This window comes from Bradyrhizobium sp. CB1717 (assembly GCF_029714325.1).
Taxonomy (GTDB): Bacteria; Pseudomonadota; Alphaproteobacteria; order Rhizobiales; family Xanthobacteraceae; genus Bradyrhizobium.
The window spans coordinates 4,205,622-4,223,777 of record NZ_CP121666.1; the positions used below are offsets into that span (position 1 = coordinate 4,205,622).

Sequence of the window (18,156 nt, forward strand, 5' to 3'; positions counted from 1 at the left end):
ATTTGCGGTCCCGGCAACGGGCCGCGCCAAGACAGCGGGCCCGCAAGGGGCCGCGATAACAAAGGGTAAGGCCAGGATGCCGACGATCAACCAGCTGATCGCTCAACCGCGGGAAGTGCAGAAGTCGCGCAAGAAGGTGCCGGCGCTGCAGCAGTCGCCTCAGAAGCGTGGTGTTTGCACCCGCGTCTACACCACGACCCCGAAGAAGCCGAACTCGGCGCTTCGTAAGGTCGCCAAGGTGCGTCTGACCAACGGCTTCGAGGTGATCGGCTACATCCCCGGCGAAGGTCATAACCTCCAGGAGCACTCGGTGGTCATGATCCGCGGCGGCCGCGTCAAGGACTTGCCCGGCGTGCGCTACCACATCCTCCGCGGCGTTCTGGATACCCAGGGCGTCAAGAACCGTAAGCAGCGTCGTTCGAAGTACGGCGCCAAGCGTCCGAAGTAAGCGGGAACCAAGCCTATGTCTCGTCGCCACTCTGCGGAAAAGCGCGAAGTTCTCCCGGATCCGAAGTTCGGGAACATCATCGTCACCAAGTTCATGAACTCGGTGATGTACGCCGGCAAGAAGTCGGTCGCCGAAGGCATCGTCTACGGTGCGTTTGGCATCATCGAATCCAAGACCAAGCAGAACCCGCTCGGCGTGTTCGAGCAGGCACTCGAGAACGTCATGCCGACGATCGAAGTGCGCTCCCGCCGCGTCGGTGGTGCGACCTATCAGGTTCCGGTCGAGGTTCGTTCGACCCGCCGTCAGGCGCTGGGTATCCGCTGGCTGATCTCGGCGGCGCGTGAGCGCAACGAGAAGACGATGACCGAGCGTCTTTCGGCCGAGCTCCTGGACGCATCGAACAACCGAGGCAACGCCGTCAAGAAGCGTGAAGACGTGCACCGGATGGCGGAAGCCAACCGCGCCTTCTCGCACTATCGCTGGTAACGGCGAAACAAACGGACTCGCAAGGAACACCCCATGCCCCGCCAACATGCCATCGAAGACTACCGTAACTTCGGTATCATGGCGCATATCGACGCCGGCAAGACGACGACGACCGAGCGCATCCTCTATTACACCGGCAAGAGCCACAAGATCGGCGAAGTGCACGAAGGTGCCGCGACGATGGACTGGATGGAGCAGGAGCAGGAGCGTGGCATCACGATCACCTCGGCTGCGACCACCGCCTTCTGGGCCGGCAAGCGGCTGAACATCATCGACACTCCCGGCCACGTCGACTTCACCATCGAAGTCGAGCGTTCGCTGCGCGTGCTCGACGGCGCCGTCTGCGTGCTCGACTCGAACCAGGGCGTCGAGCCCCAGACCGAGACCGTCTGGCGCCAGGGCGACAAGTACAAGGTTCCGCGCATCGTCTTCGCCAACAAGATGGACAAGATCGGTGCCGACTTCTTCAAGTGTCTGGCGGACATCGTCGACCGCCTGGGCGCCAAGCCCGTCGCGATCCAGCTTCCGATCGGTGCCGAGAACAACTTCAAGGGTCTCGTCGACCTCGTGAAGATGAAGGGCGTCGTCTGGAACGATGAAGCCCTCGGCGCCAAGTTCGACTATGTCGACATTCCGGAAGATCTCGTCGACCAGGCCAAGGAATACCGCGAGAAGATGGTGGAGGCCGCCGTCGAGCTCGACGACGATGCCATGGCCGCTTACCTCGACGGCAAGGAGCCGGACGAGGCGACCCTGAAGCGCCTGATCCGCAAGGCGGTGCTGACCGGCGCGTTCTATCCCGTGCTGTGCGGCTCGGCCTTCAAGAACAAGGGCGTGCAGCCGCTGCTCGACGCCGTCGTCGACTATCTGCCGTCGCCGCTCGACGTGCCCGCGATCAAGGGCACCGACGACAAGGGCAACGAAGTCGTGCGCAAGGCGGACGACAAGGAGCCGCTGGCGCTGCTCGCGTTCAAGATCATGGACGACCCGTTCGTCGGCACCATCACCTTCTGCCGCATCTACTCCGGCGTTCTCCAGAGCGGCACCGGCGTCGTGAACTCGACCCGCGAGAAAAAGGAGCGCATCGGGCGCATGCTGTTGATGCATGCGAACAACCGCGAGGACATCAAGGAAGCCTATGCCGGCGACATCGTCGCGCTGGCCGGCCTGAAGGAAGCGCGCACCGGTGACACGCTGTGCGATCCCGACAAGCAGGTGATCCTGGAGAAGATGGAATTCCCCGAGCCGGTCATCGAGATCGCGATCGAGCCGAAGTCCAAGGCCGACCAGGAGAAGCTGGGCGTGGCGCTGGCCAAGCTCGCGGCGGAGGATCCGTCCTTCCGCGTCTCGACCGACCACGAGTCCGGCCAGACCATCCTCAAGGGCATGGGCGAACTCCACCTCGACATCAAGGTCGACATCCTCAAGCGCACCTACAAGGTCGACGCCAACATCGGCGCGCCGCAGGTGGCGTTCCGTGAGCGCGTCACCAAGCGGGTGGAGCACAGCTACACCCACAAGAAGCAGACCGGCGGTACCGGCCAGTTCGCGGCCGTGTCGTTCATCGTCGAGCCGAACGAGCCCGGCAAGGGCTACGAGTTCGAATCGAAGATCGTCGGCGGTGCGGTGCCGAAGGAATACATTCCCGGCGTCGAGAAGGGTCTGGAGAGCGTGCTGTCGTCCGGCGTGGTTGCGGGCTTCCCCGTGGTCGACGTCAAGGTGCAGCTGGTCGACGGCAAGTATCACGACGTCGACTCGTCGGCGCTCGCCTTCGAAATCGCTTCGCGCGCCTGCTTCCGCGAAGCGCTGCAGATGGGCAAGTCCGTCCTGCTTGAGCCGATCATGAAGGTCGAAGTGGTGACCCCGGAAGACTACACCGGCTCGGTCATCGGCGACCTGAATTCCCGGCGCGGTCAGATCCAGGGTCAGGACATGCGCGGCAACGCCAACGTCATCAACGCGATGGTGCCGCTCATGAACATGTTTGGTTACGTGAATAACCTGCGCTCGATGAGCCAGGGTCGCGCGACCTTCACCATGCAGTTCGATCACTACGCAGAAGCGCCGGCCAACGTGTCGGCAGAAGTCCAAAAGAAGTTTGCCTGATTGTCGTCGGTCTCAAGCTGACGATTGAACGGAGAGTCAAATGGCCAAAGCAAAGTTTGAACGTACCAAGCCGCACTGCAACATCGGCACCATCGGTCACGTCGACCATGGTAAGACGTCGCTGACCGCGGCGATCACCAAGGTTCTCGCCGAAGCCGGCGGTGCGACGTTCACCGCGTACGACCAGATCGACAAGGCGCCGGAAGAGAAGGCGCGCGGCATCACCATCTCGACCGCGCACGTCGAGTACGAGACGCCGAACCGCCACTACGCCCACGTCGACTGCCCCGGCCACGCCGACTACGTGAAGAACATGATCACCGGCGCCGCCCAGATGGACGGTGCGATCCTCGTCGTGTCGGCCGCTGACGGCCCGATGCCGCAGACCCGCGAGCACATCCTGCTCGCCCGCCAGGTCGGCGTACCCGCGCTCGTCGTGTTCCTCAACAAGTGCGACATGGTCGACGATCCGGAACTGCTCGAGCTCGTCGAGCTCGAAGTCCGCGAGCTGCTCTCGAAGTACGAATTCCCGGGCGACAAGATCCCGATCATCAAGGGTTCGGCTCTCGCCGCTCTCGAAGACAGCGACAAGAAGCTCGGCCACGATGCCATCATCGAGCTGATGAAGAACGTCGACAGCTACATTCCGCAGCCGGAGCGTCCGATCGACCAGCCGTTCCTGATGCCGGTCGAAGACGTGTTCTCGATCTCGGGCCGCGGCACCGTCGTGACCGGCCGTGTCGAGCGCGGCGTCGTCAAGGTCGGCGAGGAAATCGAGATCGTCGGTCTCCGTGCGACCCAGAAGACCACCGTCACCGGCGTCGAAATGTTCCGCAAGCTGCTCGATCAGGGTCAGGCCGGCGACAACATCGGCGCTCTGCTCCGCGGCACCAAGCGCGAGGACGTCGAGCGCGGCCAGGTTCTGGCCAAGCCGGGTTCGGTCAAGCCGCACACCAAGTTCAAGGCTGAGGCCTACATCCTCACCAAGGAAGAGGGCGGTCGCCACACCCCGTTCTTCACCAACTACCGTCCGCAGTTCTACTTCCGCACCACCGACGTGACCGGTGTCGTGCACCTGCCGGAAGGCACCGAGATGGTGATGCCGGGCGACAACATTGCGATGGAAGTGCACCTGATCGTGCCGATCGCGATGGAAGAGAAGCTCCGCTTCGCGATCCGCGAAGGCGGCCGCACCGTCGGCGCCGGCGTCGTCGCCTCGATCATCGAGTAATTACGAGAAAAGGGACGGCGAGTAGCGAATGGTGACATTCGCTATTCGCTATTCGCCACCCACTGAAGAGAGACCACGGCAATGAACGGCCAAAACATTCGTATCCGTCTCAAGGCGTTCGACCATCGTATCCTCGATACGTCGACCCGTGAGATCGTGAACACGGCGAAGCGCACCGGCGCGCAGGTCCGCGGACCCATTCCGCTGCCCACCCGCATCGAGAAGTTCACCGTCAACCGTTCGCCCCACGTCGACAAGAAGAGCCGCGAACAGTTCGAGATGCGCACTCACAAGCGCCTGCTCGACATCGTCGATCCGACCCCGCAGACCGTCGATGCTTTGATGAAGCTCGACCTGGCCGCCGGTGTCGACGTCGAGATCAAGCTCTAAGATTTTGGATCCCGTTCGCGAAAGCGGACAAAGAGAACAGGAAGCAAGCCGATGCGCTCCGGAGTGATCGCACAAAAGGTCGGGATGACGCGGGTCTTCACGGAGGCCGGCGAACATATCCCCGTGACCGTGCTGAAGCTCGGCAATTGCCAGGTCGTAGGCCACCGCACCGAAGAGAAGAACGGTTACGTCGCGCTCCAGCTTGGTTCTGGCGCCCGCAAGACCGTTTACATGCCCAAGGCAGAGCGTGGCCAGTTCGCGGTCGCCAAGGTCGAGCCGAAGCGTCGGGTCGAGGAATTCCGCGTCACTGCGGATGCCATGATCCCCGTGGGAGCCGAGATCCTCGCCGACCATTTCGTCGTCGGCCAGTTCGTCGATGTCACCGGCACCTCGGTCGGTAAGGGCTTCGCCGGCGGCATGAAGCGCTGGAACTTCGGCGGTCTGCGTGCCACGCACGGTGTGTCGGTCTCGCATCGCTCGATCGGTTCGACCGGTGGTCGTCAGGACCCCGGCAAGACCTGGAAGAACAAGAAGATGCCCGGCCACATGGGTGTCGATCGCATCACCACGCTCAACCTCCGCGTCGTTCAGCTCGACGTCGAGCGTGGCCTGATCCTCGTCGAAGGCGCCGTTCCCGGCTCCAAGGGCGGCTGGATCCGCGTGCGCGACGCCGTCAAGAAGCCGCTGCCGAAGGAAGCTCCGAAGCCCGGCAAGTTCAAGGTTGCTGGCGACGCGGAAGCCGCCCCGGCTGCGCAGGAGGCGTGAGATGGAATTGAAGGTCACCACCCTCGAAGGTAAGGAAGCAGGCTCCGTCCAGCTGTCCGACGCCATTTTCGGCCTCGAGCCGCGCCAGGACATCATTGCGCGCTGCGTGCAGTGGCAGCTCAACAAGCGTCAGGCTGGCACGCACAAGGCCAAGGGCCGCGCCGAGATCTGGCGCACCGGCAAGAAGATGTACAAGCAGAAGGGTACCGGCGGTGCTCGTCACGGCTCGGCCCGCGTGCCGCAGTTCCGCGGCGGCGGTCGTGCCTTCGGTCCGGTGGTGCGTTCGCACGCCACCGACCTGCCGAAGAAGGTCCGTGCGCTCGCTCTCAAGCATGCGCTCTCGGCCAAGGCCAAGGACGGCGATCTGCTCGTGATCGAGAAGGCCGCGCTGGAAGCCGCCAAGACCAAGGCGCTGCTCGGTCACTTCTCGGGCCTCGGCTTGACTAACGCACTGATCATCGACGGTGCCGAACTCAACAACGGCTTCGCCGCTGCGGCCCGCAACATCCCGAACATGGACGTGCTGCCGATCCAGGGCATCAACGTCTATGACATCCTGCGCCGTCAGAAGCTCGTTCTGACCAAGGCCGCCATCGATGCGCTGGAGGCGCGCTTCAAATGACGAAGAACATCGAGCCTCGCCACTACGACGTGATCCTGTCGCCGGTCGTGACCGAAAAGGCGACGATCGCCTCGGAGCACAACAAGGTGCTGTTCAAGGTGGCCGCCAAGGCGACCAAGCCGCAGATCAAGGAAGCGATCGAGAAGCTGTTCGACGTCAAGGTCAAGAGCGTCAACACGCTGGTCCGCAAGGGCAAGACCAAGGTCTTCCGCGGCAATCTCGGTTCGCAGTCGAACACCAAGCGCGCGATCGTGACCCTCGAAGAGGGTCATCGGATCGACGTGACCACCGGTCTGTAAGGTCGCACGACGATGGCACTGAAGAAATTCAATCCCACGACACCGGGCCAGCGCCAGCTGGTCATGGTCGATCGTTCAGCCCTCTACAAGGGCAAGCCGGTCAAGGCGCTCACCGAAGGCAAGCATTCCTCGGGCGGTCGCAACAACACCGGTCGCATCACCGTGCGCTTCCGCGGCGGCGGTCACAAGCAGACCCTGCGCCTCGTCGACTTCAAGCGCGACAAGGTCGATGTGCCCGCGACGGTCGAGCGGTTGGAATACGATCCGAACCGCACTGCGTTTATCGCGCTGATCAAGTATCAGGACGGCGAGCAGGCCTACATCCTGGCGCCGCAGCGCCTGGCCGTGGGTGACACCATCGTCGCCGGAAATTACGTCGACGTGAAGCCGGGCAACGTCATGCCGCTTGGCAACATGCCGGTCGGCACGATCATCCACAACATCGAGGTCAAGATCGGGAAGGGCGGCCAGCTCGCCCGTTCCGCGGGCACCTACGCCCAGCTCGTCGGCCGCGATCAGGACTACGTGATCATCCGCCTGAATTCGGGCGAGCAGCGCCTGGTGCACGGCCGTTGCCGCGGCACGATCGGCGCGGTGTCGAACCCGGATCACATGAACACCTCGATCGGCAAGGCCGGCCGCAACCGTTGGCTGGGCCGCAAGCCGCACAACCGCGGTGTTTCGATGAACCCGATCGACCATCCGCACGGCGGTGGTGAAGGTCGTACCTCGGGCGGTCGCCACCCGGTCACCCCGTGGGGCAAGCCGACCAAGGGCAAGAAGACCCGCACCAACAAGTCGACCAACAAATTCATTCTCCTAAGCCGCCACAAGCGGAAGAAGTAAGGAACGCCGGACATGGTTCGTTCAGTCTGGAAAGGCCCGTTCGTCGAGGGTTCTCTGCTCAAGAAGGCAGATGCCGCGCGCGCGTCCGGCCGTCACGACGTCATCAAGATCTGGAGCCGTCGCTCGACGATCCTGCCGCAGTTCGTTGGCCTGACCTTCGGCGTTTACAACGGTCAGAAGCACGTGCCGGTGGCGGTCAACGAGGAAATGGTCGGTCACAAGTTCGGCGAGTTCTCGCCGACCCGGACCTTCCATGGCCACTCCGGCGACAAGAAAGCCAAGAAGGCTTGAGGATTAAACGATGAGCAAACCTAAGCGCGAACGGAGCCTCGCCGACAACGAGGCCAAGGCGGTCGCCCGGATGCTGCGGGTGAGCCCGCAGAAGCTCAACCTGGTCGCCCAGCTCATTCGCGGCCGGAAGGCTTCCGCTGCGCTCGCCGACCTGCAGTTTTCGCGCAAGCGGATCGCGGTCGACGTGAAGAAGTGCCTGGAATCGGCTATCGCCAATGCCGAGAACAACCACGACCTCGACGTCGATGATCTCGTCGTGGCGCAGGCCTTCGTCGGCAACGGCCTCGTGATGAAGCGCTTCGCCGCCCGTGGCCGTGGCCGCTCGGGCCGTGTCTATAAACCATTTTCGCAGCTGACGATCATTGTTCGTCAGGTCGAAGCCGAAGCAGCAGCGGCTTAAGGGTCGCAGGAGAAAACGATGGGTCAAAAGATCAATCCGATCGGTCTGCGTCTCGGCATCAACCGGACCTGGGATTCCCGCTGGTTCGCCGGCAAGCAGGAATACGGCAAGCTGCTGCACGAGGACGTCAAGATCCGCGAGATCCTGCACAAGGAGCTCAAGCAGGCGGCCGTCGCCCGCATCGTGATCGAGCGTCCGCACAAGAAGTGCCGCGTCACCATCCACTCGGCCCGTCCGGGCGTGGTGATCGGCAAGAAGGGCGCCGACATCGACAAGCTGCGCAAGCGCGTTGCGGACATCACCTCGTCCGACGTCGTCATCAACATCGTCGAGATCCGCAAGCCGGAGCTCGATGCGACGCTGGTGGCCGAGTCGATCGCGCAGCAGCTGGAGCGCCGCGTGGCGTTCCGCCGCGCCATGAAGCGCGCCGTGCAGTCGGCGATGCGTCTCGGCGCGGAAGGCATCCGCATCAACTGCTCGGGACGTCTCGGCGGTGCGGAAATCGCGCGCATGGAGTGGTACCGCGAAGGTCGCGTGCCGCTGCACACGCTGCGTGCCGACATCGACTACGGCGTTGCGACCGCGTTCACGACCTTCGGCACCTGCGGCGTCAAGGTCTGGATCTTCAAGGGCGAGATCCTCGAGCACGATCCGATGGCCCAGGACAAGAGAATGGCCGAAGGCGAGACCGGCGGCGGTGGTGATCGTGGTGGCCGTCAGCGCCGCGACACGGCTGCGGCCTAAAGCCAGACAGGAATTTGAGGGCTTAAAGCCATGATGCAACCAAAGAAAACGAAGTTCCGGAAGGCGCATAAGGGCCGCATCCACGGCGTTGCGTCTTCGGGCGCGACGTTGGCGTTCGGCCAGTACGGCCTGAAGGCGACCGAACCTGAGCGCGTCACCGCGCGCCAGATCGAGGCCGCCCGCCGCGCGCTGACCCGCCACATGAAGCGCGCCGGCCGCGTCTGGATCCGCGTGTTCCCCGACGTTCCGGTGTCGAAGAAGCCGGCCGAAGTCCGCATGGGCTCCGGCAAGGGTTCGCCGGAACTGTGGGTGGCGCGCGTCAAGCCGGGCCGGGTGCTGTTCGAGATCGACGGCGTCAACACCCAGACGGCGCGTGAGGCGCTGACCCTGGCGGCCGCCAAGCTGCCGATCAAGACGCGCTTCGTCGAGCGCATTGCGGAGTAATGGCCATGGCCCAGATGAAGATCGAAGACATCCGCGCGATGAGCCCCGACCAGCAGGATGACGCCATCCTGAACCTGAAGAAGGAGCGCTTCAACCTGCGCTTCCAGCGCGCCACCGGGCAGCTCGAGAACACCTCGCGCCTGCGCGAGGCCCGCCGTGACATCGCCCGGATCAAGACCGTCGCCGCGCAGACGCGCGCGAAGAAGAAGTAAGAGGCTTACGAAGATGCCGAAACGTACTTTGCAGGGCGTGGTCGTCAGCGACAAGCAAGCCAAGACCATCGTGGTGCGCGTCGATCGCCGCTTCACGCACCCGATCTACAAGAAGACGATCCGCCGTTCGAAGAACTATCACGCGCACGACGAGAGCAACGAGTTCAAGCCGGGCGACGTGGTGTGGATCGAGGAATCGAAGCCGATTTCGAAGTTGAAGCGCTGGGTCGTGATCCGGGGCGAACACAAGAAAAGCGCCTGATCTGTTGGCTTTAGCCGACTGACTTCAGGGAAATGTTGAGCGCCGGCTGGGCTGGCGCAATTAGAAAGAGGACGAGGTGCATCAATGATTCAGATGCAGACCAACCTCGACGTGGCCGACAATTCTGGCGCACGCCGTGTCATGTGTATCAAGGTGCTCGGGGGTTCCAAGCGCCGCTATGCCACCATCGGCGACATCATCGTCGTCTCGATCAAGGAAGCGATTCCGCGTGGCAAGGTGAAGAAGGGCGACGTGATGAAGGCCGTTGTGGTGCGCGTCCGCAAGGACATCCGCCGCGCCGACGGTTCGGTCATCCGCTTCGACCGCAACGCCGCCGTTCTGATCAACAACCAGTCCGAGCCGGTCGGCACCCGTATCTTCGGGCCCGTGCCGCGCGAGCTGCGCGCCAAGAACCACATGAAGATCATTTCGCTCGCGCCGGAGGTGCTGTGATGGCTGCGAAGATCCGCAAGGGCGACAAGGTCGTCGTGCTGACCGGCCGTGACAAGGGCCGCACCGGCGAAGTGTTCGAGGTTCGTCCCGACGCCGGCACCGCGCTGGTGCGCGGCGTCAACATGGTCAAGCGTCACCAGAAGCAGACGCAGGCCCAGGAGGGCGGCATCATCTCGAAAGAGGCGCCGATCCAACTGTCCAACATCGCGTATGTCGGCAAGGACGGAAAGCCGACCCGCGTCGGATTCAAGATTCTGGCGGACGGCAAGAAGGTCCGCATCGCCAAGAGCTCGGGAGCTGAGATCGATGGCTGAGGCCGCTTACACGCCGCGCCTGCGCGCGGAATATGACGCGAAGATCCGCACGGCCCTGACCGAGAAGTTCGGTTATGAGAACGTGATGCAGGTTCCGCGCCTGGACAAGGTCGTGCTGAACATGGGCGTTGGCGATTCCGTCAACGACCGCAAGAAGGCCGAGACCGCCGCTGCCGAGCTGACCCAGATCGCCGGCCAGAAGGCGATCGTGACCTATTCGCGTATCGCGATCGCGACCTTCAAACTGCGTGAGAACCAGCCGATCGGCTGCAAGGTCACGCTGCGCAAGGCCCGCATGTACGAGTTCATCGATCGCCTGGTGACGGTCGCGCTGCCGCGCGTCCGCGACTTCCGCGGCCTGAACCCGAAGAGCTTTGACGGCCGCGGCAACTACTCGCTCGGCATCAAGGAGCACATCATTTTCCCCGAAATCGACTTCGACAAGGTCACGGAAGCCCGCGGTATGGACATCACCGTCTGCACCACGGCCAAGACCGACGAAGAGGCGAGGGCCTTGTTGACCGCTTTCAATTTCCCGTTCCGGCAGTGAGACGCTGACCTTAAGCCTCTCAAACGCGGATACCCAGGAGCCAAGCATGGCAAAGAAGAGTTCAGTCGAGAAGAACAACCGGCGCAAGCGGATGGTGAAGAACGCCGCCGCCAAGCGTGAGCGGTTGAAGGCGATCATCGCCGACAAGAAGCTGCCGATGGAAGAGCGTTTCGCTGCGACGTTGAAGCTGGCCGAAATGCCGCGCAACTCGTCGGCGACCCGCATCCGCCTGCGTTGCGAGCTGTCGGGCCGTCCGCGCTCGAACTATCGCAAGAACAAGCTGTCCCGTATCGCGCTGCGCGACCTTGGCTCCAAGGGCATGGTCCCGGGCCTCGTGAAGTCCAGCTGGTAAGGAGGGGCGTTTAGATGTCTACGCACGATCCAATCAGCGATCTGATCACCCGCATCCGCAACGCGCAGATGCGTTCCAAGAACAAGGTCTCCACGCCTGGCTCGAAGATGCGCGAGAACGTGCTCGAGGTGCTGAAGACCGAGGGCTACATCCGCGGTTACGCCACGCTTGAGCACCCCTCGGGCCGCAGCGAGATCGAGATCGAGCTGAAGTATTTCGACGGCGAGCCCGTCATCCGCGAGATCGAACGCGTTTCCAAGCCCGGGCGTCGTGTCTACGCCTCGGTGAAGAACCTGCCGCGGGTCAACAACGGGCTCGGCATTTCGGTGTTGTCGACGCCGAAGGGGATCATGGCCGACCACAGCGCGCGCGACGCGAATGTGGGCGGTGAAGTCCTCTTCACGGTGTTCTGAGAAGGATTTTTCATCCATGTCACGAGTTGGCAAAAGGCCTGTGGCGGTTCCGTCGGGTGTGACCGCGACCGTCGATGGGCAGACCGTCAAGATGAAGGGGCCGAAGGGCCAGCTTCAGTTCGTCGTCCATGACGACGTCGAGGTGAAGCTCGAGAGCGGCCAGATCAAGGTCAAGCCGCGTGCCGAGACCAACCGCGCGCGGGCCCTGTACGGTACCGCTCGCGCCCAGGTCGCGAATCTGGTCGAAGGCGTCACCAAGGGTTTCGAGAAGAAGCTCGAGATCACCGGCGTCGGTTACCGCGCCGCGATGCAGGGCAAGAACCTGCAGCTCGCGCTCGGCTACAGCCACGACGTGATCTACCAGATCCCGGAAGGGATCACGATCACCGTGCCGAAGCCGACCGAGATCACGGTGGCGGGCAGCGACGTCCAGCGCGTCGGCCAGGTCGCCGCGGAGATCCGCGCCTACCGTCCGCCGGAGCCCTACAAGGGCAAGGGCGTGAAGTATGTGGGCGAATTCATCTTCCGCAAGGAAGGCAAGAAGAAGTAACGGAGCCGGTCATGTCCAAAGCCAAGGTTACGAATGCCCGGCGCAAGCGGAGTGTGCGGCTGAAGCTGCGCCGCTCCGGTGGTGGCCGTCCGCGTCTGTCGGTGTTCCGTTCGTCCAAGCACATCTACGCCCAGGTCATCGACGACCTGAAGGGCGAGACGCTGGCCTCTGCCTCTTCGCTCGAGAAGTCGATGCGCGGCGGCGGCAAGACTGGCGCCGACATCGATGCGGCGAAGGCGGTCGGCAAGCTGCTGGCCGAGCGCGCCGCCGAGAAGGGCGTCAAGGAAGTCGTGTTCGATCGCGGCAGCTACCTCTACCACGGGCGCGTCAAGGCTCTGGCCGACGCCGCGCGTGAGAGCGGGCTGAGCTTCTAACAGAATTTGAGGATTGAGGCGTAAGCCTCTGAAGGATTGGAAAAATGGCAGAACGCGAACAACGTGGTGGACGCGATCAACGCGGCGGCGGACGTGAACGCAAGGAGCGCGAGGAGCGCGACAGCGAGTTCGTCGACAAGCTGGTCCACATCAACCGCGTGGCCAAGGTCGTCAAGGGCGGCAAGCGCTTCGGTTTCGCAGCGCTGGTCGTGATCGGCGACCAGAAGGGCCGCGCCGGCTTCGGTCACGGCAAGGCGCGCGAAGTGCCTGAGGCGATCCGCAAGGCAACCGAGTCCGCCAAGCGCAACCTGACCCGGGTGTCGCTGCGCGAGGGCCGCACGCTCCATCACGACATCGCCGGCCGTCATGGCGCGGGCCGTGTCTACCTGCGTGCAGCTCCGGCCGGTACCGGCATCATCGCCGGCGGCCCGATGCGCGCCGTGTTCGAGACGCTCGGCGTCCAGGACGTGGTGGCGAAGTCGATCGGCTCGTCGAACCCGTACAACATGGTTCGCGCGACCTTCGACGCGCTGAAGCATCAGGATTCGCCGCGTTCGGTCGCAGCCCGCCGCAACATCAAGGTGTCCACTCTGCAGTCGCGCCGTATCGGTGGCGATGCCGAGGCGGCTGCCGACTAACGGAAGCTTTGGAGTAGACTCCCATGGCCAAGGCCACCAAAACGATCAAGCTCGAGCAGATCGGCAGCGCGATCCGCCGCCATCACTCGCAGCGTTCGACGCTGATCGGGCTCAAGCTCAACAAGATCGGTCGCACCAGCGAACTGCAGGACACCCCGGCGGTCCGCGGCATGATCGAGAAGGTTCACCATCTCGTCCGCATCGTCGACGAGAAGTAAGAAGCGGCGCACGATCCCGAAAAGCGGGGACCGGTTTTCGGTGACAATCGGGCGCAAGACACAAGGAGAAGGGCGATGAAGCTCAGCGATATCGCCGACAACGCCGGCTCGCGCAAAAAGCGTATGCGCGTCGGCCGCGGCATCGGTTCGGGCAAGGGCAAGCAGTCCGGCCGCGGCGGCAAGGGCCAGACCGCGCGTTCGGGCGTGCGCATCAAGGGTTTCGAAGGCGGCCAGATGCCGATGCATCGCCGTCTGCCCAAGCGCGGCTTCAACAACATCTTCCGCGTGGAGTTCGCCGAGATCAATCTCGACCGGCTCCAGGAAGCGGTCGATGCCAAGAAGATCGACGCCGGCAGCGTCGTGAACGTCGAGGCCCTGGTGAAGGGCGGCGTGCTGCGTCGCGCCAAGGCCGGCCTGCGGCTGCTCGGCCGTGGCGAGCTCAAGTCCAAGCTCAACATCGAAGTGCATGGCGCCACCAAGACCGCGATCGCGGCGGTCGAGAAGGCCGGCGGCTCGGTGAAGATCCTCGCCCCTGCCAAGGAAGAAGGCGAGGCGGCGTAACAACTGCGTCATTGGCCCGCGGCTCGCGGGCCTTTACGCATGCGGGACGTGGACTTATCGAAGCCGAGCCCCAGATAATGTCCGGCGTCCGCTAGATAGTAGCCCGGCCGCGGGCATGACGGCGCAATAGGCGGCGGGAGAAAGTCCAAGATGGTCTCTGCAGCGGAACAACTGGCAGCCAATCTCAATTTCGGCGCGTTTGCCAAGGCCGACGAACTGAAGAAGCGCATCTGGTTCACCCTGGGTGCGCTGCTCGTTTATCGGCTCGGAACCTACATCCCGCTGCCGGGCATCGATCCCAACATCTGGGAGCAGGTGTTCAAGTCCCAGGCGGGCGGCATCCTCGGCATGTTCAACATGTTTGCCGGCGGCGGCATCCACCGCATGGCGATCTTCGCGTTGAACATCATGCCGTACATCTCGGCCTCGATCATCATCCAGCTCCTCACCACCGTCTCGCCGCAGCTCGAGGCGCTGAAGAAGGAAGGCGAGGCCGGCCGTAAGCTGCTGAACCAGTACACCCGCTACCTGACCGTGATCCTGGCCGCGTTCCAGTCCTACGGTATCGCGGTGGGTCTCGAAGGCGCCGGCAACGTCGTCAGCGATCCCGGCATGTTCTTCCGCCTGTCCACGGCGATCACACTGACCGGCGGCACCATGTTCCTGATGTGGCTGGGCGAGCAGATCACCTCGCGCGGCATCGGCAACGGCATCTCGCTGATCATTCTCGCCGGCATCGTCGCCGAGCTGCCAGCGGCGCTCGCCAACATGCTCGAGCTCGGCCGTCAGGGCGCGATGTCGACCGGTCTGATCCTGGTCGTCATCATCATGGCCGTCGCCGTGATCGCCTTCATCGTGTTCATGGAGCGCGCCCAGCGCCGGCTCTTGATCCAGTATCCGAAGCGCCAGGTCGGCAACAAGATGTTCGAGGGCCAGTCCTCGCATCTGCCGCTCAAGCTCAACACCTCGGGCGTGATTCCGCCGATCTTCGCGTCCTCGCTGCTGCTCTTGCCGACCACGGTTGCGAACTTCAACGCGGGCAGCGGGCCGGAATGGTTCCAGTGGATCACCACCCAGCTCGGCCACGGCCGTCCGCTGTTCCTGATCATGTATCTGGCCCTGATCGTGTTCTTCGCGTTCTTCTACACCGCGATCGTGTTCAACCCGACCGAGACCGCGGACAATCTGAAGAAGCACGGCGGCTTCATTCCGGGCATCCGTCCGGGCGAGCGCACCGCCGAATATATCGACTACGTGCTGTCGCGCATCACGGTGCTCGGTGCGATCTATCTCGCCATCGTCTGCTTGATTCCGGAGATCCTGATCTCCTACGCCTCGGTGCCGTTCTACTTCGGCGGTACCTCGCTGCTGATCGTCGTCAGCGTCACCATGGACACGGTGGCTCAGGTGCAGGGCTATCTGCTGGCCCATCAGTATGAAGGCCTGATCCGCAAGTCCAAGCTGCGCGGTCGCCGCCGCTAGCTGCGGCGTCGCTCTAGATGAGCAGGGAGCTCGCGCGCCGGATCGCTTTCACGATCGGCGCGCTGCTCCTTTTCAGGCTCGGCACGCAGATCCCGTTCGTGGGGATGGGCGCGACGAGCCTGTCGTTCCCGGCCGAACATGGCGGCCGTTTCTCGATCTTCGCGCTCGGTATCCTTCCCTATCTGAGCGCTGCGATCGTCATTCGGGTTCTCTCGCTGGTATGGCAGGGCCTGAACTTGCTCGAGAAGTCAGGCGAGCGTGGCCGGCGCAGCATCGCGCGCTACACGCTGATCCTCACTCTGCTGTTCTCCACCTTCCAGGCCTACGGCTACGCCTCGGCGATCCAGACAATTCCGGCGCTGGTTCCTGATCCGGACGACTGGCCTGTTCTCGCGGCCACGGCCTCGATCGTTGGAGGTGTGTTCGTTCTGATTTGGCTCAGCGAGCAGATCACCCGCTACGGCATCGGCAACGGCCTGGCGCTGATTTTGAGCGCCGGCTTTCTCGTCGCGATACCGCAAAACATCGCCGGTATCATGGATGCTGTCCGGCAGGGCGCGATCTCGGGTAACGTCGCCCTCGGCCATGCCGTGTTCTGGGTCGTGGCCGTTGTCATGATCGTGCTCGTCGAAGGTGCGCGGCGAAATATCCAGGTCCAGTTCGCCGCACGCAACGTCGGCACGCGGCAACTGCCTACGCGCGACGCGATGCTGCCGATCAAGCTCAACAGCGCCGGGTATCTGATTCCGGTCACGGTGGCGCCGTGGATCTTCTTTCTACCGCTTGCCTTTGCCGGCTTCATCCTCGGCGGCGACCACCCCTTGGTCGCCGCGGCCTACCGGCATCTCCAGCTGGGGCAGCCGGCGCACATGATCCTCGTGTCGATCGCGGTCTTCATGCTCGCCTTCATCTACACCGCCTATGTCGTCGATCCCGAACACACCGCCAAATCCCTGGCCCGGCATAACGGCACAATTCCCGGTATCGCTCCCGGCGAGGCCACCGCCGGCTATCTCGATCGCGTCGTGTCATTGACGACGGTCGTTGGAGCCGTCTACCTGACTGCGTTGCAGTTGATTCCGGAGGTGTTCGACCTTTACGGGATAGGGCTGCCTTATAGTATGGTCGTCGATGGCGGTGCGGCGCTGGTTGTGGTTTGCACCGCTCTTGATATCAAAACACAGGTGCGCGACGTATCGCTCACCAATCCGGGGGGCGTACGCCGATGAGAATTATACTTCTGGGACCGCCGGGGTCGGGCAAGGGGACCCAGGCGCAGCTCTTGGTGCAGCGCTATGGCATCGTCCAGCTCTCGACCGGCGAGATGCTGCGCGCAGCCGTTGCGGCGGGAACGCCGGTCGGGCTGAAGGCCAAGGAGATCATGGCCAGCGGCAGCCTCGTCCCTGATGACGTCGTGGTTGGAATCATCTCCGATCGCATCGACCAGCCGGACGCCAAGAACGGTTTCATCCTCGACGGCTTCCCGCGCACCGTGCCGCAAGCCGAGGCGCTGGACGAGCTGCTGAAGCACAAGCACCTGAAGCTCGACGCCGTGATCGAGCTCCGCGTCAACGAGAGTGCGCTGCTGAGTCGCGTCGAGACCCGCGTTGCCCAGATGCGCGAGCGCGGGGAGGAGGTCCGGGTGGACGACACTCCGGAGGTTCTAACCAAGCGCCTGGCCAGCTACCGCAGCCAGACGGAACCTCTGATTCACTACTATTCCGAGCGGCGGAAGCTCTCCACCATCGACGGCATGATGGCCATCGACGAGGTTACCCGCGCCATCCATCGCCAGCTCCTGGCGCTCGGGGCGGTGGAACCCAAGACCCACGCCCGCAGTGCAGCCAAGTCGGGCCCGGCCAAGAAGGCCAAGTCCAAGACGGTCACGGCTGCCAAAAAGCCGGCGAAATCGGCTAAAAAGGCCGTCAAATCGGCCAAAACCACCAAAAAAGCGGCCAAGAAGGCCGTGAAGGGGACCAAGAAGGCGGCGAAGAAAATCGCCAAGAAAACCGCCAAGAAAACGGTCAAAAAGACCGCCAAGAAGACCGTCAAAAAAGGTTCGAAGAAGGGACCAAAAAAGGTCACGAAAAAGCGAGCCAAGCGCTAGCAGCGGTTGACGAAAGCCCCTGGAATCCCCTAATAAGCCCCGCATCCAAGTCGGATAGTTTCAGACGATGCCGGGCCCCAGGAAGACCGGTGGTGGGCGTCGTGTTCGCGTTTGTGAATACCTGCCCGAGAAAGCAAGCACTTAAGCCCGATTCCTGACGAGGGATCGGCAACAGGAGAGAAAGCCGTGGCCCGTATTGCCGGCGTGAACATTCCCACCAACAAGCGCGTGCTGATCGCGCTTCAGTACATCCATGGCATCGGCCCGAAGATCGCCGGTGACATCATCGAGAAGGTGAAGATCCCCGAGGATCGTCGCGTCAATCAGCTCAGCGACGCCGAAGTTCTTCAGATCCGCGAAGTGATCGACCGCGACTATCTCGTCGAGGGCGACCTGCGTCGTGAGGTCGGCATCAACATCAAGCGTCTGATGGACCTCGGCTGCTATCGCGGCCTGCGCCATCGTCGCGGTCTGCCGGTGCGCGGTCAGCGTACCCACACCAATGCGCGTACGCGCAAGGGGCCGGCCAAGGCCATCGCCGGCAAGAAGAAGTAAGTTTTCGCACTCCATCGCGGCGTGTGGCGAAAGGGGATACCCG

General features: G+C 63.2%; 29 protein-coding genes. All 29 read left to right on the forward strand.

Features of this window, described 5'->3' with window-relative positions; genetic code table 11:
• Positions 1-76 precede the first annotated feature (76 nt).
• Complete coding sequence (rpsL, locus tag QA649_RS19905; protein ID WP_007603006.1) at positions 77-448, forward strand: 30S ribosomal protein S12; 372 nt, start codon at positions 77-79, stop codon at positions 446-448.
• A 15-nt stretch (positions 449-463) separates the two neighbouring features.
• Positions 464-934, forward strand: coding sequence for a 30S ribosomal protein S7 (rpsG, locus tag QA649_RS19910; protein ID WP_008136420.1), 471 nt, complete (start codon positions 464-466; stop codon positions 932-934).
• A 33-nt stretch (positions 935-967) separates the two neighbouring features.
• Entirely contained in the window at positions 968-3,040 is a 2,073-nt protein-coding gene (fusA, locus tag QA649_RS19915; protein WP_260389858.1) for an elongation factor G, read from the forward strand.
• A 40-nt stretch (positions 3,041-3,080) separates the two neighbouring features.
• The gene (gene tuf / locus QA649_RS19920) at positions 3,081-4,271 is read left to right on the forward strand and encodes an elongation factor Tu (protein WP_080137239.1); all 1,191 of its coding nucleotides are present in this window, start codon (positions 3,081-3,083) and stop codon (positions 4,269-4,271) included.
• An 81-nt stretch (positions 4,272-4,352) separates the two neighbouring features.
• Positions 4,353-4,661: a 30S ribosomal protein S10 gene (gene rpsJ, locus QA649_RS19925; RefSeq protein ID WP_002712302.1), complete on the forward strand. Its 309-nt coding sequence runs from the start codon at positions 4,353-4,355 to the stop codon at positions 4,659-4,661.
• Positions 4,662-4,712: 51 nt separating this feature from the next.
• The gene (rplC, locus tag QA649_RS19930) at positions 4,713-5,426 is read left to right on the forward strand and encodes a 50S ribosomal protein L3 (protein WP_283025670.1); all 714 of its coding nucleotides are present in this window, start codon (positions 4,713-4,715) and stop codon (positions 5,424-5,426) included.
• A gap of 1 nt (position 5,427) precedes the next feature.
• The gene (gene rplD, locus QA649_RS19935) at positions 5,428-6,048 is read left to right on the forward strand and encodes a 50S ribosomal protein L4 (RefSeq protein ID WP_057745497.1); all 621 of its coding nucleotides are present in this window, start codon (positions 5,428-5,430) and stop codon (positions 6,046-6,048) included.
• Entirely contained in the window at positions 6,045-6,347 is a 303-nt protein-coding gene (locus QA649_RS19940) for a 50S ribosomal protein L23 (RefSeq protein WP_247279363.1), read from the forward strand. Before rplD ends, QA649_RS19940 begins: the two co-directional genes overlap by 4 nt.
• A 12-nt stretch (positions 6,348-6,359) precedes the next feature.
• Positions 6,360-7,193 carry a 50S ribosomal protein L2 gene (gene rplB / locus QA649_RS19945; protein WP_283025671.1) on the forward strand — a complete coding sequence of 278 codons (834 nt, stop codon included), beginning with the start codon at positions 6,360-6,362 and terminating at the stop codon, positions 7,191-7,193.
• Positions 7,194-7,205: 12 nt separating this feature from the next.
• A complete protein-coding gene (rpsS, locus tag QA649_RS19950; RefSeq protein WP_008136357.1) occupies positions 7,206-7,484 on the forward strand; it encodes a 30S ribosomal protein S19 in 279 nt (92 codons plus the stop codon).
• A 10-nt stretch (positions 7,485-7,494) separates the two neighbouring features.
• The gene (gene rplV / locus QA649_RS19955) at positions 7,495-7,884 is read left to right on the forward strand and encodes a 50S ribosomal protein L22 (protein WP_035729589.1); all 390 of its coding nucleotides are present in this window, start codon (positions 7,495-7,497) and stop codon (positions 7,882-7,884) included.
• Between the two features lie 18 nt (positions 7,885-7,902).
• Positions 7,903-8,628 carry a 30S ribosomal protein S3 gene (gene rpsC / locus QA649_RS19960; RefSeq protein WP_283025672.1) on the forward strand — a complete coding sequence of 242 codons (726 nt, stop codon included), beginning with the start codon at positions 7,903-7,905 and terminating at the stop codon, positions 8,626-8,628.
• 30 nt (positions 8,629-8,658) lie between these two features.
• Positions 8,659-9,072 (forward strand): 50S ribosomal protein L16, encoded by a 414-nt coding sequence (gene rplP / locus QA649_RS19965; RefSeq protein ID WP_018647247.1) that lies wholly within the window; start codon positions 8,659-8,661, stop codon positions 9,070-9,072.
• Positions 9,073-9,077: 5 nt separating this feature from the next.
• Positions 9,078-9,284 (forward strand): 50S ribosomal protein L29, encoded by a 207-nt coding sequence (rpmC, locus tag QA649_RS19970; RefSeq protein WP_011088144.1) that lies wholly within the window; start codon positions 9,078-9,080, stop codon positions 9,282-9,284.
• A 13-nt stretch (positions 9,285-9,297) separates the two neighbouring features.
• Complete coding sequence (gene rpsQ / locus QA649_RS19975) at positions 9,298-9,546, forward strand: 30S ribosomal protein S17 (protein ID WP_018647248.1); 249 nt, start codon at positions 9,298-9,300, stop codon at positions 9,544-9,546.
• A gap of 84 nt (positions 9,547-9,630) precedes the next feature.
• Positions 9,631-9,999 (forward strand): 50S ribosomal protein L14, encoded by a 369-nt coding sequence (rplN, locus tag QA649_RS19980; protein ID WP_007603030.1) that lies wholly within the window; start codon positions 9,631-9,633, stop codon positions 9,997-9,999.
• A complete protein-coding gene (gene rplX, locus QA649_RS19985) occupies positions 9,999-10,313 on the forward strand; it encodes a 50S ribosomal protein L24 (protein WP_018647249.1) in 315 nt (104 codons plus the stop codon). Before rplN ends, rplX begins: the two co-directional genes overlap by 1 nt.
• Positions 10,306-10,863, forward strand: a complete 558-nt coding sequence (rplE, locus tag QA649_RS19990; RefSeq protein WP_018647250.1) for a 50S ribosomal protein L5 — start codon at positions 10,306-10,308, stop codon at positions 10,861-10,863. The genes rplX and rplE overlap by 8 nt, the downstream gene beginning before the upstream one ends.
• A 46-nt stretch (positions 10,864-10,909) precedes the next feature.
• Positions 10,910-11,215 (forward strand): 30S ribosomal protein S14, encoded by a 306-nt coding sequence (gene rpsN, locus QA649_RS19995; RefSeq protein WP_018647251.1) that lies wholly within the window; start codon positions 10,910-10,912, stop codon positions 11,213-11,215.
• Positions 11,216-11,229: 14 nt separating this feature from the next.
• Positions 11,230-11,628 carry a 30S ribosomal protein S8 gene (gene rpsH / locus QA649_RS20000; RefSeq protein ID WP_283025673.1) on the forward strand — a complete coding sequence of 133 codons (399 nt, stop codon included), beginning with the start codon at positions 11,230-11,232 and terminating at the stop codon, positions 11,626-11,628.
• Between the two features lie 16 nt (positions 11,629-11,644).
• Positions 11,645-12,178 carry a 50S ribosomal protein L6 gene (rplF, locus tag QA649_RS20005; RefSeq protein WP_283025674.1) on the forward strand — a complete coding sequence of 178 codons (534 nt, stop codon included), beginning with the start codon at positions 11,645-11,647 and terminating at the stop codon, positions 12,176-12,178.
• Positions 12,179-12,189: 11 nt separating this feature from the next.
• A complete protein-coding gene (gene rplR, locus QA649_RS20010) occupies positions 12,190-12,552 on the forward strand; it encodes a 50S ribosomal protein L18 (RefSeq protein ID WP_283025675.1) in 363 nt (120 codons plus the stop codon).
• A gap of 44 nt (positions 12,553-12,596) precedes the next feature.
• On the forward strand, positions 12,597-13,190 hold the full coding sequence (gene rpsE, locus QA649_RS20015; protein WP_008136332.1) for a 30S ribosomal protein S5: 594 nt from the start codon (positions 12,597-12,599) through the stop codon (positions 13,188-13,190).
• 23 nt (positions 13,191-13,213) lie between these two features.
• Entirely contained in the window at positions 13,214-13,408 is a 195-nt protein-coding gene (rpmD, locus tag QA649_RS20020; protein ID WP_018647254.1) for a 50S ribosomal protein L30, read from the forward strand.
• Between the two features lie 75 nt (positions 13,409-13,483).
• Positions 13,484-13,969, forward strand: coding sequence for a 50S ribosomal protein L15 (gene rplO / locus QA649_RS20025; RefSeq protein WP_018322273.1), 486 nt, complete (start codon positions 13,484-13,486; stop codon positions 13,967-13,969).
• A 150-nt stretch (positions 13,970-14,119) separates the two neighbouring features.
• Positions 14,120-15,451, forward strand: a complete 1,332-nt coding sequence (secY, locus tag QA649_RS20030) for a preprotein translocase subunit SecY (RefSeq protein ID WP_018647255.1) — start codon at positions 14,120-14,122, stop codon at positions 15,449-15,451.
• Between the two features lie 17 nt (positions 15,452-15,468).
• Positions 15,469-16,680, forward strand: a complete 1,212-nt coding sequence (locus QA649_RS20035) for a preprotein translocase subunit SecY (protein WP_283025676.1) — start codon at positions 15,469-15,471, stop codon at positions 16,678-16,680.
• Positions 16,677-17,558, forward strand: coding sequence for an adenylate kinase (locus tag QA649_RS20040; protein WP_283025677.1), 882 nt, complete (start codon positions 16,677-16,679; stop codon positions 17,556-17,558). The genes QA649_RS20035 and QA649_RS20040 overlap by 4 nt, the downstream gene beginning before the upstream one ends.
• A 186-nt stretch (positions 17,559-17,744) precedes the next feature.
• A complete protein-coding gene (rpsM, locus tag QA649_RS20045) occupies positions 17,745-18,113 on the forward strand; it encodes a 30S ribosomal protein S13 (RefSeq protein WP_018647258.1) in 369 nt (122 codons plus the stop codon).
• Positions 18,114-18,156 lie beyond the last annotated feature (43 nt).

Excerpts from the sequence above, each read along its gene's own strand:
- rpsL (WP_007603006.1), top strand. The coding sequence starts at position 77 with ATGCCGACGATCAACCAGCTGATCGCTCAACCGCGGGAAGTGCAGAAG.
- rpsG (WP_008136420.1), top strand. The coding sequence starts at position 464 with ATGTCTCGTCGCCACTCTGCGGAAAAGCGCGAAGTTCTCCCGGATCCG.
- fusA (WP_260389858.1), top strand. The coding sequence starts at position 968 with ATGCCCCGCCAACATGCCATCGAAGACTACCGTAACTTCGGTATCATG.
- tuf (WP_080137239.1), top strand. The coding sequence starts at position 3,081 with ATGGCCAAAGCAAAGTTTGAACGTACCAAGCCGCACTGCAACATCGGC.
- rpsJ (WP_002712302.1), top strand. The coding sequence starts at position 4,353 with ATGAACGGCCAAAACATTCGTATCCGTCTCAAGGCGTTCGACCATCGT.
- rplC (WP_283025670.1), top strand. The coding sequence starts at position 4,713 with ATGCGCTCCGGAGTGATCGCACAAAAGGTCGGGATGACGCGGGTCTTC.
- rplD (WP_057745497.1), top strand. The coding sequence starts at position 5,428 with ATGGAATTGAAGGTCACCACCCTCGAAGGTAAGGAAGCAGGCTCCGTC.
- QA649_RS19940 (WP_247279363.1), top strand. The coding sequence starts at position 6,045 with ATGACGAAGAACATCGAGCCTCGCCACTACGACGTGATCCTGTCGCCG.
- rplB (WP_283025671.1), top strand. The coding sequence starts at position 6,360 with ATGGCACTGAAGAAATTCAATCCCACGACACCGGGCCAGCGCCAGCTG.
- rpsS (WP_008136357.1), top strand. The coding sequence starts at position 7,206 with ATGGTTCGTTCAGTCTGGAAAGGCCCGTTCGTCGAGGGTTCTCTGCTC.
- rplV (WP_035729589.1), top strand. The coding sequence starts at position 7,495 with ATGAGCAAACCTAAGCGCGAACGGAGCCTCGCCGACAACGAGGCCAAG.
- rpsC (WP_283025672.1), top strand. The coding sequence starts at position 7,903 with ATGGGTCAAAAGATCAATCCGATCGGTCTGCGTCTCGGCATCAACCGG.
- rplP (WP_018647247.1), top strand. The coding sequence starts at position 8,659 with ATGATGCAACCAAAGAAAACGAAGTTCCGGAAGGCGCATAAGGGCCGC.
- rpmC (WP_011088144.1), top strand. The coding sequence starts at position 9,078 with ATGGCCCAGATGAAGATCGAAGACATCCGCGCGATGAGCCCCGACCAG.
- rpsQ (WP_018647248.1), top strand. The coding sequence starts at position 9,298 with ATGCCGAAACGTACTTTGCAGGGCGTGGTCGTCAGCGACAAGCAAGCC.
- rplN (WP_007603030.1), top strand. The coding sequence starts at position 9,631 with ATGATTCAGATGCAGACCAACCTCGACGTGGCCGACAATTCTGGCGCA.
- rplX (WP_018647249.1), top strand. The coding sequence starts at position 9,999 with ATGGCTGCGAAGATCCGCAAGGGCGACAAGGTCGTCGTGCTGACCGGC.
- rplE (WP_018647250.1), top strand. The coding sequence starts at position 10,306 with ATGGCTGAGGCCGCTTACACGCCGCGCCTGCGCGCGGAATATGACGCG.
- rpsN (WP_018647251.1), top strand. The coding sequence starts at position 10,910 with ATGGCAAAGAAGAGTTCAGTCGAGAAGAACAACCGGCGCAAGCGGATG.
- rpsH (WP_283025673.1), top strand. The coding sequence starts at position 11,230 with ATGTCTACGCACGATCCAATCAGCGATCTGATCACCCGCATCCGCAAC.
- rplF (WP_283025674.1), top strand. The coding sequence starts at position 11,645 with ATGTCACGAGTTGGCAAAAGGCCTGTGGCGGTTCCGTCGGGTGTGACC.
- rplR (WP_283025675.1), top strand. The coding sequence starts at position 12,190 with ATGTCCAAAGCCAAGGTTACGAATGCCCGGCGCAAGCGGAGTGTGCGG.
- rpsE (WP_008136332.1), top strand. The coding sequence starts at position 12,597 with ATGGCAGAACGCGAACAACGTGGTGGACGCGATCAACGCGGCGGCGGA.
- rpmD (WP_018647254.1), top strand. The coding sequence starts at position 13,214 with ATGGCCAAGGCCACCAAAACGATCAAGCTCGAGCAGATCGGCAGCGCG.
- rplO (WP_018322273.1), top strand. The coding sequence starts at position 13,484 with ATGAAGCTCAGCGATATCGCCGACAACGCCGGCTCGCGCAAAAAGCGT.
- secY (WP_018647255.1), top strand. The coding sequence starts at position 14,120 with ATGGTCTCTGCAGCGGAACAACTGGCAGCCAATCTCAATTTCGGCGCG.
- QA649_RS20035 (WP_283025676.1), top strand. The coding sequence starts at position 15,469 with ATGAGCAGGGAGCTCGCGCGCCGGATCGCTTTCACGATCGGCGCGCTG.
- QA649_RS20040 (WP_283025677.1), top strand. The coding sequence starts at position 16,677 with ATGAGAATTATACTTCTGGGACCGCCGGGGTCGGGCAAGGGGACCCAG.